The following is a 16,648-nucleotide window of genomic DNA, read 5'->3' on the forward strand; positions in this document are numbered from 1 at the left end:
TAATTATATCGGAGAAGAAAGCATAAGCCGAACAGATTATAATAATTAAAAGATTCAACATTTGCGAACATATTGAAAAAGACTACCACAGTAATTCAAAGAGTTGGAAGATGTGTAAAGAAACATTAACCAACAGATATCACATTTATATGAATTCAATTTTATAGATATCGGTTATAGACGGAATAGCCTAATAAGATTATTGAATCATTCAAAGGCTCTGATTATAAGATGAACAGTTATAGATAAGAAATAACCAGGAAGATATTTATATTAGAAATTGAAGAATTATAAATAAGGTATGAAAGATGACGAAGATGAAATCCGGAGCTTTGAATTACATTAAATATAGATTACAGGGACAGGAATCAATGGATTCCTCCGATAAATAAAAAAAGAATAAAACTTAATATAAAACAACCGTTACATGAAAGTGTAGCGGTTGTTTTAGGGTATAGGGCACACTTGAAATAAGGTCCGGTGGACCTTGTTTTGGCGCAAGGCATACCTAAGTGAAGGCTTAAAAGTGGATAGCGTAAAAATAGTAAGGCAGTAAGCACCTCATGAAAAGCTAAGAGTGATGTGAGATTTTTTGATTGTAATTTTTGTAACATTTTTTTAATATTTTTGAAAAATAGTTCGCGTAAATTTTGACATTACCTAACCGTTATGGTACACTTAAGTAACAAATCTGTATATACTTACCGGAAGAAAGTAAAATAATTGTACGAGGTGAGAGACATTGGATAAATATGAATATCGAGTAAAAACGGAGCAAATGCTCGAATATGTGGAAAAGAAATCATACGGAAAGGCAATGGAGATCGCGGATACCATTGATTGGAGAAGGATTAAGAATACCTCCATGCTTACTTCTGTAAGTGAAATATACGAGAATGTGGGTGAATACCGCAAAGCAAAGGATATTTTATTTATCGCATATGACAAAGCTCCGGGCAGTCGAAAGACAGTATATCATCTTGGACTTTTGGCACTGAAGACGGGAGATACATCTGAGGCAATGGACTGTTACGAGGAGTTTGTGAAGCTTGCTCCGAAAGATCCGAATCAATATATTTTGCGCTATAAGATTTTGAAAGCGCAGGGAGCAGCCCTGGAGCAGCAGATTGAAGCGCTGGAAGAGTTCAAACATGCGGAGTATGTGGAAAAATGGGCGTTTGAGCTGGCACGTTTATATCATGAGGCAGGAATGACAGAAGAATGTCTGGAAGAGTGCGATGATTTGATTCTTTGGTTTAGTGAAGGTAAGTATGTATACCAGGCCATGGAATTGAAGATGAAATATAAACCGCTGACTCCTCTGCAGCAGGAGAAATATGACAGCCGGGTCACCGATAAAACGGAGGCAGTTCGCAAGAAACCGATGTTTAAGAAGCCGAAGGAGCGTCCGGTGCCTGATCCGAGAATTTCCAGAAAGATTCGTGAGAATGTGCATGTGACAGGAAGCATTGACCTTCCTGAATTGCCGGAGCCGACGGGCAATACGATTGAAGCGGAGCTGGAGAGTCTGCCGGATGAGCGTCCGCAGAGTTCCAGACCGAGGACGAAGATTGAGAGTACTTCGGATATTATGACAACGATTACGGGTGCGAATCTGGCGGATGTATTGAAAGCAGGTGTTGCCGTGGCCAGTGGCGTTGATCCGAAAGAGGTTTCCGGTGGGGAGGATCCCCAGGTTACCGGCCAGATGAGAATTGAGGAGATTCTTGCAGGCTGGGAGGAAACGCAGAGAGAGAATGCGAGAATTATAGAGAAGAATCAGGAAGAGGTCAACAGGAAGAAAGCAAAACGGAAAAAAGAAGAAAGCACATCCGAAGATACCAAGACGATTTTGCCGGATGATATTCGGAAATTGATGGAAGAACTGGAGAGCGGTGTTGAGCCTTCTGATGATGTAGATTCTTCGTTGGATGAAGAACCAGAGGAATCATTTGAACAGGAAGATGAACTTGATTTTGAAAATATGGGCAGTGTAGTCGAGTCTTTGCAGCTTTCGGATGATGACGAGTATGATGACGATTCTGAATATGAGGAAGAGGACGAGTACGAAGAAGACTCCGAATATGATGAGGAGGACGATGAGTACGAAGAAGACTCCGAATATGATGAGGAGGACGATGAGTACGAAGACGATTCCGAGTATGATGAGGAAGAGGACGAGTACGAAGACGATTCCGAGTATGATGAGGAAGAAGACGAGTACGAAGACGATTCCGAGTATGATGAGGAAGAAGACGAGTACGAAGACGATTCCGAGTATGATGAGGAAGAAGACGAGTACGAAGAAGACTCCGAATATGATGGTGAGGAAGACAAGTTCGAAGACGATTTCGAATATGAGGACGATGAGTACGAAGAGGACTCCGAGGAGGAAGCTGAGTACGAAGACGATTCCGAATATGAGGATGAGGAGGACGAAGAATACGAAGGGGATTCCGAGGAAGAAGCTGAGTACGAAGACGATTCCGAATATGAGGACGAGGAATACGAAGAGGACTCCGAGGAAGAAGCTGAGTACGAAGAAGACTCCGAATATGAGGACGAGTACGAAGACGATTCCGAGGAAGAAGACGAGCATGAAGACGATTCCGCATATAAGGAAGAAGAATTTAATGAAGATTCTGAGGCAGAGGAAGACGAGCATGAGTCGGAATTTATAGATGCCAAATATGAGTCTGATTCCGAATGGAATATCAATTTCAAGGATGAGCTGGGAGCATTGAGCGAAGCGTTTGAAGATGGAGCAGAAAGTGTTGAAATATCCGGAATTGAATTTGATGATGAATTAGAAGAAGACAACGTGGCAGACGAAGAAGATATATTTGCAGGTGTATTTAATGATGTAGACGAGGAATACGAAGAAGGTTCCGAGGAAGAAGACGAGTACGAAGACGAAGAGTACGAAGAAGACTTCGAGGAGGAAGAAGAGTACGAGGAAGAAGAGTACGAAGAGGACTCCGAGGAGGAAGAAGAGTACGAGGAAGAAGAGTACGAAGAGGACTTCGAGGAGGAAGAAGAGTACGAGGAAGAAGAGTACGAAGAGGACTTCGAGGAGGAAGAAGAGTACGAGGAAGAAGAGTACGAAGAGGACTTCGAGGAGGAAGAAGAGTACGAGGAAGAAGAGTACGAGGAAGAAGAGTACGAAGAGGACTTCGAGGAGGAAGAAGAGTACGAGGAAGAAGAGTACGAAGAAGACTTCGAGGAGGAAGAAGAGTACGAGGAAGAAGAGTACGAAGAAGACTTCGAGGAGGAAGAAGAGTACGAGGAAGAAGAGTACGAAGAAGACTTCGAGGAGGAAGATGCGTACGAGGAAGATGACGAATATCTGGAGGCAGAACCACTTCCGGAACCGGAGCCAGAACCAGTGCCTGTAAAGAAGCCGAAAAAGGCGAAAAAATCGGCTGTAAAGAAGGAAGAGGTTCTTGAAATCGAGGAGCCAAGCGAGGCGGAAATCACAGCCCGCATGGAGAAATTTGATACCGGTTTTGTGGTACAGGGGCGTTATGATTTAAGTGCTACCAGTGAGATTGGTCTGAGAATGGGTCTTACAGAAGAGCAGAAGAAACTATTTTCTTACTTTGTACCGATTCGTGGCGTCAGCGAACAGATTGTTGAGATCCTGAACAGAGACAAACACTGTAAGAACCGTTATGGTACTTCCCGTACAGGAAATATCGTAGTAGTCGGAAGAAAGGGAAGCGGTAAGACTGTTTTGGCGGTGGACCTCGTAAAAGCAATCCAGAAGCAGCGTAAGCTGAAACAAGGCAGAGTAGCTATTGTAACGGGTGAATCCCTGAATAAGAAGGAACTCACCGGAATTATTGATAAATTACAGGGCGGTGCACTGATTATTGAGAAAGCGGCTAAGATGAATACCAGAACGATTCGTGAGCTGAATGAACTCATGGAGGAGCAGACCGGAGAGATGCTCTTCGTTCTGGAGGAGCAGAGAAAACCGCTGGAGAGAATGTTTGCAGCGAACCCGAAGTTCAAGAAGAAATTCACTTCCCGCATGGAGCTTCCGGTATTTATCAACGACGAGCTGGTAACATTTGGACAGACCTATGCGAAGGAAAATGGATATCGTATCGATGAAATGGGTATCCTGGCATTGTACAGCAGAATTGATATGATGCAGAGAGAGGATCATGCGGTGACGGTCGCTGAAGTAAAAGAGATTATGGATGAGGCCATTGAGCATTCTCAGAAAGCCAATGTAAAACATCTGGTGAAGCGTGTATTCGGAAAGAGCACAGACGAGTCCGACCGTATCATTTTGAAGGAGGAGGATTTCAAACTGTAGATCACTTAGGCGGGTGCAGTATTTTACCCGGAAGAACAAATAAAAAATGAGATTTGAGGTTTGATAGACCTTCACGAAAGCAGACTTAGCAGCACAAAAGCGTTTTGGTATGTGTAAATTTACCAAAACGCTTTTCTTTTAACATAATTTCTAGTATAATATTCATAACTATATCATTGATAGAAGGTGGAGACGTGATGGCTGATAAAAAAGCAAAAAAAGTAACCGATAAGGAGCAGGTAAAAGAGTACGAGATTGGCGAATTGGACCAATATCTGTTCGGACAGGGGAACCATTATGAGATCTATAAAAAATTGGGAGCGCACCCCGTAAAGGACGGGAAGAAGCAGGGAGTCTATTTCGCAGTCTGGGCACCTCGCGCTAAGGCCGTTTCCGTTATTGGAGATTTCAATGGCTGGAACGAGGGGGCGGCTCCGATGGAGCGTCACGAACCGCTGGGAATATATACGGCATTTATAGAAGGCGTTCCGGTGGGCGCTTATTATAAATTCTGCATTGAGACACAAAATGGGGACAGGCTTTACAAAGCAGATCCGTTTGCGAATAGTGCAGAGATGCGTCCGGGAACCGCGTCCCGCATTGCGGATATTTCCAATTTGAAGTGGACGGACAGCAAGTGGCTGGAGCGAAGAAGGACCTGGGATCATCATACTCAGCCGATGTCGATCTATGAAGCGCACATTGGTTCATGGAAACGGCACCCGGGACGTGAGGATGAGGGATTCTACAACTATCGTGAGTTTGCACATGCGATAGTGGATTATATGAAGGATATGGGATATACGCATATAGAGCTGATGGGAATTGCGGAATATCCGTTTGACGGCTCATGGGGATATCAGGTGACGGGATATTTCGCACCCACCGCACGGTATGGGACGCCCGAGGATTTTGCCTATATGATCAATTATCTGCATCGCAATAAGATCGGCGTTATTTTGGACTGGGTACCGGCGCATTTCCCGAGAGATGCACATGGTCTTGCAGAGTTTGACGGGACACCGACATTTGAATATGCGGACCCCAGAAAGGGAGAGCATCCGGACTGGGGAACCAAGATTTTTGATTATGGCAAATCCGAAGTAAAGAATTTCCTGATCTCTAATGCGCTTTTCTGGCTGGAGCATTATCATGTGGACGGTCTTCGTGTGGATGCGGTGGCTTCCATGCTGTATCTGGATTACGGCAAACAGGACGGACAGTGGGTCGCTAACAAATACGGCGGCAATCAGAATCTGGAAGCGATCGAGTTCTTCAAGCATCTGAATTCTGTGGTCCTTGGGCGGAATCCGGGCGCGGTAATGATCGCAGAGGAATCTACGGCGTGGCCGAAGGTAACAGGAAGGCCGGAGGACGACGGACTGGGATTCAGTATGAAATGGAATATGGGCTGGATGCATGATTTTACAGAGTATATGAAGCTGGATCCGTATTTCAGAAAAGGCTGCCATAACCAGATGACATTTGCATCTTCCTATGCATACAGTGAGAATTATATTCTGGTACTTTCTCATGATGAGGTCGTACATTTGAAATGTTCTATGCTCAACAAGATGCCTGGTCTTGGCTTTGATAAGTATGCGAACTTAAAGGTCGGCTATGCATTTATGACCGGACACCCGGGCAAAAAGCTGCTCTTTATGGGACAGGAATTTGCGCAGCTCAGAGAATGGAGCGAGGCGAGAGAACTGGATTGGTTCCTGCTTGCCGAGCCGGAGCATCAGGCAGTACAGAATTTCTATCGCGATCTTCTGCATCTGTATCGGAAGAATAAAGCGATGTATGAGATGGATTCTTCGCCGGATGGCTTTGAGTGGGTGAATGCAGATGACGGATACCGCAGTATTTACAGTTTTATCCGTCATTCTAAGGATAATAAAAAGAATTTGTTGTTCGTATGTAATTTTACGCCGATGGAATGGGCAGACTATCGTGTGGGAGTGCCGAGAAGAAAGCAGTATAAGCTGGTACTCAATAGCGATGAAGCACAGTATGGCGGAAAGGGTGAGGAGCGCCCAGCCGTATACAAAGCCGTAAAACAGGAATGTGACGGCCGGCCGTATTCTTTCGCTTACAAGCTGCCGCCGTATGGCGTAGCTGTGTTCGAGTTCTAAAACGATGTTGTAAGATAGCCTTCCCGGTGCTGCCGGGAGGGCTTCTAAATAGTAATATTAAACATACTAACAAAGTGGAAAATAAGGAGGAAACAAAAAGATGAACCTGATTACGGATGTGATGGACTACATCAAGAATTATGATGAGGAGGTCGGAGATGCGCTTTACCTGGAACTGAATCGTCAGAAAAGGAACCTGGAGCTGATTGCTTCGGAAAATATTGTGAGCCCTGCAGTGATGCTGGCGATGGGAACGGTTCCGACGAATAAGTATGCAGAGGGGTATCCGGCGAAACGTTATTATGGCGGTTGTGAGGATGTGGATCTGTTGGAGAATCTTGCGATTGAGCGTGCGAAGAAATTGTTTGGCTGCGATCATGTATGTGTGCAGCCGCATTCCGGAGCAAGTGCAAATATCGCGGTATATCAGGCATTTTTGAAACCGGGCGATACGGTGATGGGACTTAATCTGGCACATGGCGGTCATTTGACGCATGGTTCACCGGTTAATATCTCCGGACTTTTGTATCATTTTGTACCTTACAGTGTAAATGACGAGGGATTTCTGGATTATGATGTGATCCGCGGGCAGGCGAGAGAGTGCAGGCCGAAGATGATCGTGGCGGGAGCTTCCGCGTATCCAAGAGAGATCAGATTTGACATTTTTGCGGATATCGCAAAGGAAGTGGGAGCCATTCTTTTCGTAGATATGGCACACATTGCGGGTCTGGTAGCGGCTGGTCTGCATCAGAGTCCGGTGCCCTACGCAGACGTGGTGACGACTACCACGCATAAGACGCTGCGCGGGCCGAGAGGGGCTATCATCATGTGCAAGGAAGAGCACGCGAAAGCGATCAACAAGGCGATCTTCCCGGGTACGCAGGGAGGCCCGCTGATGCACATTATCGGCGCGAAGGCGATTTGCTTCGGAGAGGCGTTAAAACCGGAATATAAAGAGTACCAGACGCAGGTGGTTAAGAATGCCAAGGCTTTGGCGGACGCGTTGCTTGCAGAGGGATTCAAATTAGTCAGCGGCGGAACGGATAATCATTTGATGCTGGTAGACCTGCAGAATATGAATATCACGGGAAAAGAGTTGCAGAACCGTCTGGATGAGGTCTATATTACCGTAAATAAGAATGCGGTTCCCAATGATCCGGCAAGTCCGTTTGTCACAAGCGGTGTAAGAATCGGCACGCCGGCTGTTACGACCAGAGGGCTTAAAGAGGCGGACATGAAAGAAATCGCCCGCCTGATCAAGATGGCTGTTACCGAATTTGATACGAAGGCGGACGAGATCCGATCTGCGGTAAATGTGATCTGCAGTAAATATCCGTTATACGAATAAAAGAACAGGGATTGTTTTTGTGTTACGTGGCGTACCCTGGTGAAGATCCGGCGGAATGTTATGCTTCTTCCAGCATTTCAAATATCCGTTCTTCCAGTAATTCTTCACTGAGTACGCCCGTTGTGTAGCCGAGGATTTTACCATTTTTATAGATTATAAAGGTGGGGACGATCTCAATACCGAGGTTGTCGGCAGTCTTTTCTGAAATATCGATATCTACTTTTTTGAAGACCAGTTCCCGGCGGTGAATACGCGCCAGACGTTCTACGACATCTTTCATCATGGAGCACTTTGGGCACCAGGAGGCGAAGAATTCGACAACGACGGGGAGTCTCTCGCGGGCGATCTCACCAGCATAATCTTTGGTGATCAGTGGTATGGACATCAAGAAACCCTCCTTGGTCATGACCGGGTATTCGGGCCACATTTGGGATTCAGAAAATGGTATACTTCCAGAAATGATTTCCGAAGGCAGATTAGTTCGTGATTCATTTTATGATTATTATATAGAAAACGGCATATAAAGTGTTGAAACCTGCGGCATTTTCTCATATCATACAGCCCCATTCCCGGTAGTTTCTATTAGTATATGCCGGGCGGCGCAAAGGGTGAGGCGGGAAGGTGATATGAGAGGCGTGCGGTTCCTGCAAAGCGCTTTTATTCCTGTGGTTAACGAGCTGGGGAGCTGTGCTTGTATGGGGGGCGAAATATTGTCGGAATAATCAGAAATAATCAAAAAAATCCCCGTGCATCGGTTGCTTTTGTCATAAAAGGGCAAAAGAGATGCATAGGGATTAAAAGAACATATTTAGTTACGCATAGCAATCAGTTTATGAATCGGATGTCCCTGCCCCGCAAACTTCTCTTCGTATTCGGTCATGATATTTCCGCGGCTCAGGGTGGGGTCGCGATACAGGTCGTAAGTTCTCGCAAGGAGAATCCAGCCGGCCATGTCCACCTGTTCCAGGGAGAATTCAAACAGGTCTTCGTTGTCTGTCTTGAATTCCACGGTGCCATCATAGGCGAGAATCTTGTCATAACGCTCAAAATACTGACGGCTGGTGAGACGCCGCTTTGCATGGCGGGCTTTCGGCCAGGGGTCAGAAAAATTAAGATAGATCTTGTCCACTTCACCTACGGCAAATACATCCGGCAGATCCTTGGCGTCCATACAGATAAAACGGATGTTGGATACGTCCTGATATTCCTCCTGTTTATCATAACGTTCCAGGGCGCGCACGAGCACGCTGGAATAACGTTCGATCCCGATGTAGTTGATGTTCGGGTTATCCTTGGCAAGAGTCAGGAGGAATTTGCCTTTTCCCATTCCGATCTCGATATGGATCGGATTCTCTGAATGTTCAAAGGTGTCCTTCCAACTGCCGCGGTATCTGGTTTCATTCTTTATGACAAGTGGGTGAGCAGTCAGATATGCCTCTGCTCCTGGTACATTACGCAGTCTCATGATATTGTTATTATCCTCTCAGCTTCGCGTATTCTCTTTCCGAAGAAGTTCGGAAAGGGTGAACGCTATTTATTGTACACCATTCGGGGGAAATTGGAAACATTAATTTTTGGAAACTTAGTTTTTTGATGGTTTTCCACAAATTTCAAGATAATTTTTGTGAAAAGTATTGACACAAAGCATATTATGTTATATAACGTATAGAACAGGGAGGTGAATTTATGACCTTTTGGAAAGTATCGGATACCAGAATGAATTGTTTGATCACCCAGGAAGAGATAGAGATTCTGGGATTTCATATAGATGAATTGATGAGTAACCGTGAGCGGACCGTGGAACTTTTGAATCTGCTGGCGGCGAAGGGGAAGGAAGCCCTCGGCATGGACCTGCAGATGGTGGTGCATAGTTTTTACGGCGCTTTTCTGCCTGACAGAAGCCTGCTTCTTACGATTACCTGCGGGGAGGCAGCCGGAGATGGCGAAGTCCAGGTGCTAAGCGGGGAGGGAGATTTTTTTGCAAGACTTCTGGCGGACAGAGACGAGGAGGAAAAGGAGAGTGCGGGAGAGCCCATATCATGCCAGATCTTGTTCTCGACCATTGACAGCGTGATCGACTTTTGCAGGATTTTCCATGAGGGCAGACCGATCGGAAGCCGACTGTACGAATACGATGACATATATTACCTGATGATGGATTTTGAGGATACGCAGCAAGGCAGATCCGATGCGCTTAAAGTCGCCATGGCGGGGGAATTTGGCGGCGTCGTGGAAGAGGAAGCTCTTTCTGAGGTGTTCCTTAAGGAGCATGAGTGCTGTTTGATCGGGGAAGCTGCGGTGGAGAAGCTGTATGAGCTGGAAGCGTAGCGCTGAAATCCCCGGAGGAACCATGATGCGAAAACAACTACGCCAAACTGCTTGCTGTTGAATCAGAAATAAAAAGAAAGGAAAGGTGCGTCGGTACCTTTCCTTTCTTTTTATTTCATAGGAAAGCGTGTGGCATTTTCCTATGAGATAAAACGCACTTTGTGCGATAATGCGCAGCGCGCGGGAAGGAAATGCTACTACGCAACCCGCTCGCACGCGAAGAATGTGCGAGCGCACATTCTGGTTTAAAATATATTATTCGGTTATATTTTGCTCTTCGGGCGGTGCGGGAAGGGTAGTATAAATATTCTTGACGTTACGGAGTACAAAATGAGTACGGGTGAAACGGACGCCTTTGCGGTCCTTGACCCACTTATGTATCTTTTCAAGATGTTCTGAAGACTGGCAGGCGATTTTTATCATATAATCAAATTCTCCGGTCAAATAATAACAGGATATGATATTCGGGTGTGACATCACCTCCTCGACAAAGGCGTCGTTAAAACGGGGGTGTGTCAGGCTGACTTCCATTAAAGCAGTGAGGTCATTGCCAATCTTATGCTCGTTAGTGATAATAGTGTAGGATTCGATGATTCCGGAACTCTCCAGTTTGCGAATTCGTTCTATAACCGTCGATACAGAAAGATGTATCTCCTTGCTGATATCAGACGCTTTCTTGCGGGCATTTTTTTTCAGTATGTTTAAAATTTGATAATCAAGAGTATCCATGAATGCTACTTCCTTTCGATAGACCAAAATCGAAGTTTATACTCTTATTATGATATAAAATCAATGGTTTGTCAAAAGAATTTTAAGTTTATGTAAAAAGACTCAGTTTTGTGCAAAAAAGTACAAAAAACCGCGAAAATTTAATTTTTTGAAAAAAATTAAAAAAAGGGCTTGCTTTTTGTTGGATAGTGTTATATAATAAATCCTGCATTCGAGATAAGCAAGCGCCTTTAGCTCAGTTGGTAGAGCAGTAGACTCTTAATCTATTTGTCCAGGGTTCGAGTCCCTGAAGGCGCACTATAAGCACTGTTTTCGATGACATCTACGAGAGCATCGGGGACGGTGCTTTTTTTTGCATAAATATTCTTAAATGAAGGCGAAAGAAATGTGCCTGGTCGTAGAGCATAGAAAGAAGGGGAATTATGGGACCATATAAACGAATATTTACGATTGTGATCGATTCGCTTGGAATCGGAGCGATGCCGGACGCTGTGGATTTTGGAGATGAGGGTGCGGATACGCTGGGACATATTTCTGAGTCCGCCACGGAGCTTCGTATCCCGAATCTGCAGAAGCTGGGGCTGGCGAATCTGCACCCATTAAGACAGGTGCAGGCAGCAAAGCGTCCGTTGGGGTATCAGATGGTGCTGCGGGAAGCCAGTAACGGGAAGGATACGATGACGGGGCACTGGGAAATGATGGGACTCCATATTACGAAACCGTTTTTGACATTTACGGAGACAGGGTTCCCACAGGAGTTGATCGATGAGCTGGAGAGAAGGACCGGGCGGAAGATTATAGGGAATAAGAGCGCCAGCGGGACTGAGATTCTGGAAGAACTGGCGGAAGAGGAGATCGCGACGGGACACATGATTGTGTATACTTCGGCGGATTCTGTGCTGCAGATTTGCGGAAATGAGGAGACGTTTGGGCTTCAGGAGCTTTATCGGTGCTGTGAGATTGCGCGGGAGCTTACGATGAAGGAAGAATGGCGTGTGGGGCGTGTGATCGCAAGGCCTTATGTGGGAAAGAAAAAAGGGGAGTTCAGGCGCACAAGTAACCGTCATGACTACGCACTTAAGCCGTATGGGCGGACTGCTTTGAATGCGCTGAAAGACGCGGGGCTGGACGTGATTTCCGTGGGAAAGATCTACGATATTTTTGACGGGGAGGGACTTACCGAGTCCAACAAGTCGAAAAGCTCCGTACATGGAATGGAGCAGACACTTGAAATCGCCGGAAGGGATTTTACAGGCCTTTGTTTTGTGAATCTGGTGGATTTTGACGCATTGTGGGGACATAGAAGAGATCCGGAAGGGTATGCGAGGGAACTGGAGAGATTCGATGTGAAATTAGGGGAATTGCTGGCAGTATTAAGAGAAGATGACCTGCTTTTGATCACTGCGGATCATGGAAATGATCCTACCTATAAGGGGACTGACCACACGCGGGAGAAGGTGCCGTTTCTGGCATATTCTCCGGGAATGAAGGGAAACGGGAGCCTGGGAGAAGGAAGCAGCTTCGCACTGATTGGTGCGACGATCGCGGAGAATTTTGGCGTTAGAATGCCGGAAGGGACGATTGGGGAGTCGATATTGGGGAGATTAAAATAAAAGGGGATTTACAGAGGCATAAAGTTGTGTTCGAACAATGGAAGAAACATATCAGGCTATTCGGGAAATGCTGCATTCTAAAAAGCAGTTGGATCGAATTGTGAATGATGGAGAGGAGGTTGTGGATATGTGTGAGGCTCTGCAAGAGTTATATGATGAGGGTGTGGAAAAAGGGCGTGAGAAAGGGTTGCAGGAAGGTATAAAAGAAGGTATACAGGCATTCGTAAGACTATGTTGTGATGTAAAGTTAAGTCAGGAAGATGCGGCGGTCAGGCTTGCGCAGGAATTCCATGTTGCTATAGAGGAGGCACATGAGTATGTGCTAAGCTATTGGAAGTAATATCATTTTGCGATAAGACAGGCAGGAGTTACGGAAAATGAAGACACGAAAGCTGGAGAGGGACCTGACGGAGGGGAATATTACCGGAACGATGCTGGCATTTGCGGTGCCGATGATTCTGGGAAATCTCCTGCAGCAGGCTTATAATATTGCGGACACGTTGATCGTAGGACGTTTTTTGGGGCCGAATGCACTGGCAGCAGTGGGTTCGGCTTACACTTTGATGACTTTTTTGACGTCTATTTTGCTGGGGCTTTGTATGGGAAGCGGGACGGTGTTTTCCATTTATTATGGCGCGAAGAAAGAGGACGGATTTAAAAATAGCATATTTGTTTCTTTTTGTATGATTGCGGCTTTGACGATTTTGCTGAATGTCATTGTTTTTGCGGGGATCGATCCGATCATGCATCTTATGCGGGTTCCCGGGGAGATCTATGAAATGCTGCGGGAGTATTTGAAGATTATTTTCATCGGGATCAGCTTTACCTTTTTATATAATTTTTTTGCGTTTCTTTTGCGGGCAGTGGGAAATTCCGTGGTGCCGCTGGCATTCCTTGGAGTGTCCGCGGGGCTGAATATCGTGCTGGATCTGTTGTTCGTGATCGTGTTTCGCAGAGGCGTATCCGGAGCTGCGGAGGCGACGGTGATTGCCCAGGGAGTATCTGCGGGCGCCATGATCTGGTATACGATAAGGAAGATGCCAGAGCTCCTTCCGGGGAGGCGGCATTTGGAAATCAGCCGTGAGCGGGTTCGGGAGATCGCCAGATTCTCCGTGTTGACTTGTGTGCAGCAGTCGGTGATGAATTTTGGGATTCTGATGATCCAGGGATTGGTGAACAGCTTTGGCACGGTGGTGATGGCGGCGTTTGCGGCGGCGGTGAAGATCGACTCTTTTGCCTATATGCCGGTTCAGGATTTTGGAAATGCATTTTCTATTTTCATTTCGCAAAATTACGGGGCGAAGAAGTTTGACAGGATTCATAAGGGCGTAAGGAGCGCGGTGATTACTTCGTTTGCATTCAGTGTGACGGTGTCGGCGGTCGTGTGTTTGTTTGCGAGGCAGCTTATGATGATTTTTGTGGAGGCAAAGGAAGTGGAAATCCTGGCGGTCGGAGTGCAGTACCTTCGGGTGGAAGGGGCATTTTACTGTGGAATCGGCTGTCTGTTCCTGTTGTATGGATATTATCGGGCTGTGGAAATGCCGGGTATGTCGGTGGTGCTGACGGTGATCTCGTTGGGGACGAGAGTCGCTCTGGCTTATGCGCTGGCTCCGCTTCCGGAGGTTGGAGTTCTTGGAATCTGGTGGGCGGTGCCGGTTGGCTGGTTTTTGGCAGACCTGGTGGGCGGCGCGTATTATTTCCGTAAGGCGGGGAAGGTGAAATAAAATCAAGGGAATGTTAGAAAAAAGGGAGAAAAAAGTAAGAGGTGGCGGGAAAATCCGTCACCTCTTGATTTTGCTATGATGAATTGTATTAAGCCGCCAGGTATGCCAAGAGAACGAACAGCATCGCCCCTTCTATTCTTAGAATTTTGCCAGATATCCCTGCACAAAGATAAATAGCACAATAAGCGGAAGAAGATAGGAAACATAAATCTTAGCCCATTTAGGGAATCTGGCTCCGTTTCCACTGTCGGCCTCTTTGATGAAATTGTTCCAGCCCCAGCCGTATCTGCTGGTACAGAACAGAAGGTAAACGAGGCTTCCGAGGGGCAGCAGGTTATTGCTGACGATGAAATCTTCTAAGTCAAGTACGCCGGAACCTGCGCCGAAGGGAGCAAATCCGCTCCATACATTAAAGCCCAGTACGCAGGGCATCGACAACACGATAATGGCGATCATATTGCCGATTACCGCTTTTTTCCGGCTGCACCCGGTCAGGTCAATGGCAAAAGAGATGATATTTTCAAACACGGCGATAATGGTGGAGGCCGCGGCAAATATCATGAACAGGAAGAATAGTGTCCCCCAGAGCCTTCCGCCTGCCATGGAGTTAAATACGTTCGGCAGGGTAATAAAGATCAGGCTGGGGCCTTCTCCCGGATTGACTCCGTAAGCAAAGCAGGACGGGAAAATAATGAGTCCTGCGATCAATGCCACAAAGGTGTCCAGCGCGGTGACGCAGATGGCTTCCCCGGTGAGGGAGCGCTCTTTGCCGATGTAGCTTCCGAAGATGGCGATCGCTCCGATTCCGAGACTCAAGGTAAAGAAGGACTGGCCCATAGCCGCAAATATGACCTCAAAGAGACCGTATTCTACCAGCTTTCCAAAATCCGGATAGAGGTAGAACTTTAATCCCTCCACTGCGCCCGGAAGAGTGACAGAACGCACTGCAAGAATGGCCATGAGGGCAAGAAGCATCAGCATCATAACTTTGGTAATCTTCTCCACGCCTTTTTGGAAGCCCATACCGCAGATGGTAAAACACACGATTACTACGATGATCATGTAAATAGCCATGGTGGCAGGCTGTCCCAGCATTTCTGAAAATACACCGGCTACGCCGTCGGTATCCAGTCCGGTAAACCGGCCGGAAGCCATTTTCACAAAATATTGTACCATCCAGCCGCCGATGGTGGTGTAGAACATCATCAGCAGATAGTTCCCTGCCATAGCACCCCACTTGTACCAATGCCATTTACTGCCCTTTGGTTCGAGGCGGTCAAAAGAAAGTGCGGCGCTGGCCTTGCTTGCCCGTCCGACGGAGAATTCCATGACCATGATGGGAAGTCCCAGAATCAACAGGAACAGAAGATAAATCAATACAAAAGCGGCGCCGCCGTATTTGCCCACGATGTAGGGGAAGCGCCAGACATTTCCCAGACCGATGGCGCACCCCGCAGAAATCAGGATAAAGCCGAGGCGGGAAGAAAAGTTTTCACGCTGCATAAGTAATTCCTCTCATTCTTTTTTGATAAACGTGCTTCTATTATACTGGAATCTATCACGAGTGTCTATGGAGAATTTTATAGAATACGTGAGAGGAATGGGTTAGGTCCATTTTTCTTCCCGGCGGACAGGTTTTGTGTTCCCTCCCAGAAGCCCGATGATGGAAAGGACTACACCTGCCGGCCAGTAAAGTAAAAGGGCGGCTCCCCATAAAATGATAAATGCATTACTATTTAAAAAAGTCTTCATGATTCATTCCTCCAATCTGATAAATGACGGTTCGTTTTTTTGCATGAACCTATCTTATCAGAAGAGGTGTACCATAAATAGGACTTATCTAATGCTTTGCTCTAATATTTGCGTAAATGTCAGCAGTCCTGCCCGATCTTCTTCATCAAATCGGGAGAGAATCGGGCTGTCGATGTCCAGGACGCCGATGATCTTTCCGTTTGCATGAAGAGGAATGACAATCTCGGAGTTGGAAGCCGAGTCGCAGGCAATATGTCCGGGAAATTCGTGGACGTTTTTGACCAGCATGATTTCGTCAAGGGATACGGCGGTGCCGCATACGCCTTTTCCAATCTCGATTTTGACACAGGCGGGCTTTCCCTGGAAGGGGCCAAGAATAAGTCTGCCGTCTTCTATGAGGTAGAATCCTGCCCAGTTGATATTAGGAAGTGCCTGATAAAGCAGTGCGGAGGCATTGGCAAGGTTGGAGAGCGTATAGGGAATGCCGTCGATGAGGCCCTGAAGTTGGGTCTTTAACAGGCGGTAGAGTTGTTTTTTGTCGGTAGGGTAGGTCGTGGGGGTAAATTTCATGGTCTGATAGCTCCTTATTTGTATTTTTGTTGTGTGAAAAATGTTTTTTGTCTTTCATAGGGAATGTATTAAAAAAGATGACCAGCACATTCCGTGAGTCATCAAAAATAAGATAGAAATATAAG

13 protein-coding genes and 1 tRNA gene are annotated in these 16,648 nt (G+C 46.3%); 8 read left to right on the top strand and 6 right to left on the bottom strand.

All coding sequences use genetic code 11. The features are described from left to right. Window positions 1-742: 742 nt before the first annotated feature. The 3 genes from ABXS75_02210 to glyA all read left to right on the top strand — a co-directional run bounded on the left by ABXS75_02210 (window position 743) and on the right by glyA (window position 7,807). Window positions 743-4,324 carry a hypothetical protein gene (locus ABXS75_02210; protein XCP85638.1) on the top strand — a complete coding sequence of 1,194 codons (3,582 nt, stop codon included), beginning with the start codon at window positions 743-745 and terminating at the stop codon, window positions 4,322-4,324. A gap of 197 nt (window positions 4,325-4,521) precedes the next feature. Next, window positions 4,522-6,459, top strand: coding sequence for a 1,4-alpha-glucan branching protein GlgB (gene glgB / locus ABXS75_02215; protein ID XCP85639.1), 1,938 nt, complete (start codon window positions 4,522-4,524; stop codon window positions 6,457-6,459). A gap of 106 nt (window positions 6,460-6,565) precedes the next feature. Then, entirely contained in the window at window positions 6,566-7,807 is a 1,242-nt protein-coding gene (gene glyA, locus ABXS75_02220) for a serine hydroxymethyltransferase (protein ID XCP87069.1), read from the top strand. 58 nt (window positions 7,808-7,865) lie between these two features. On the opposite strand, the gene ABXS75_02225 is transcribed toward glyA, so the two are convergent. Together ABXS75_02225 and trmB are read right to left on the bottom strand one after the other, a co-directional pair. After that, window positions 7,866-8,192: a thioredoxin family protein gene (locus tag ABXS75_02225; GenBank protein ID XCP87070.1), complete on the bottom strand. Its 327-nt coding sequence runs from the start codon at window positions 8,190-8,192 to the stop codon at window positions 7,866-7,868. A gap of 423 nt (window positions 8,193-8,615) precedes the next feature. Further along, the gene (gene trmB, locus ABXS75_02230; GenBank protein XCP85640.1) at window positions 8,616-9,272 is read right to left on the bottom strand and encodes a tRNA (guanosine(46)-N7)-methyltransferase TrmB; all 657 of its coding nucleotides are present in this window, start codon (window positions 9,270-9,272) and stop codon (window positions 8,616-8,618) included. A gap of 221 nt (window positions 9,273-9,493) precedes the next feature. On the opposite strand from trmB, the gene ABXS75_02235 reads away from it, so the two are divergent. Continuing rightward, window positions 9,494-10,135, top strand: a complete 642-nt coding sequence (locus ABXS75_02235) for an adaptor protein MecA (GenBank protein XCP85641.1) — start codon at window positions 9,494-9,496, stop codon at window positions 10,133-10,135. A gap of 255 nt (window positions 10,136-10,390) precedes the next feature. Here ABXS75_02235 and ABXS75_02240 read toward each other — a convergent pair whose 3' ends face one another. Further along, complete coding sequence (locus tag ABXS75_02240; GenBank protein ID XCP85642.1) at window positions 10,391-10,864, bottom strand: Lrp/AsnC family transcriptional regulator; 474 nt, start codon at window positions 10,862-10,864, stop codon at window positions 10,391-10,393. Between the two features lie 224 nt (window positions 10,865-11,088). On the opposite strand from ABXS75_02240, the gene ABXS75_02245 reads away from it, so the two are divergent. The 4 genes from ABXS75_02245 to ABXS75_02260 all read left to right on the top strand — a co-directional run bounded on the left by ABXS75_02245 (window position 11,089) and on the right by ABXS75_02260 (window position 14,201). After that, window positions 11,089-11,161 (top strand) — tRNA-Lys (locus ABXS75_02245). Between the two features lie 125 nt (window positions 11,162-11,286). Beyond that, window positions 11,287-12,477 carry a phosphopentomutase gene (locus ABXS75_02250; protein XCP85643.1) on the top strand — a complete coding sequence of 397 codons (1,191 nt, stop codon included), beginning with the start codon at window positions 11,287-11,289 and terminating at the stop codon, window positions 12,475-12,477. Between the two features lie 37 nt (window positions 12,478-12,514). Continuing rightward, the gene (locus ABXS75_02255; protein XCP85644.1) at window positions 12,515-12,817 is read left to right on the top strand and encodes a hypothetical protein; all 303 of its coding nucleotides are present in this window, start codon (window positions 12,515-12,517) and stop codon (window positions 12,815-12,817) included. Window positions 12,818-12,869: 52 nt separating this feature from the next. Further along, window positions 12,870-14,201 (top strand): MATE family efflux transporter, encoded by a 1,332-nt coding sequence (locus ABXS75_02260; protein ID XCP87071.1) that lies wholly within the window; start codon window positions 12,870-12,872, stop codon window positions 14,199-14,201. 138 nt (window positions 14,202-14,339) lie between these two features. Here the strand turns inward: ABXS75_02260 and ABXS75_02265 are convergent, their stop codons facing one another. From ABXS75_02265 to ABXS75_02275, 3 genes are all read right to left on the bottom strand, one after another. After that, window positions 14,340-15,704 (bottom strand): sodium-dependent transporter, encoded by a 1,365-nt coding sequence (locus tag ABXS75_02265; protein XCP85645.1) that lies wholly within the window; start codon window positions 15,702-15,704, stop codon window positions 14,340-14,342. A 102-nt stretch (window positions 15,705-15,806) separates the two neighbouring features. Continuing rightward, a complete protein-coding gene (locus tag ABXS75_02270; protein XCP85646.1) occupies window positions 15,807-15,953 on the bottom strand; it encodes a hypothetical protein in 147 nt (48 codons plus the stop codon). A gap of 84 nt (window positions 15,954-16,037) precedes the next feature. After that, window positions 16,038-16,523 (bottom strand): GAF domain-containing protein, encoded by a 486-nt coding sequence (locus ABXS75_02275; protein XCP85647.1) that lies wholly within the window; start codon window positions 16,521-16,523, stop codon window positions 16,038-16,040. Window positions 16,524-16,648: the final 125 nt, after the last annotated feature.

The sequence above is a fragment of the Roseburia hominis genome (genome assembly GCA_040702975.1).
Lineage (GTDB): Bacteria > Bacillota > Clostridia > Lachnospirales > Lachnospiraceae > Allocoprococcus > Allocoprococcus hominis_A.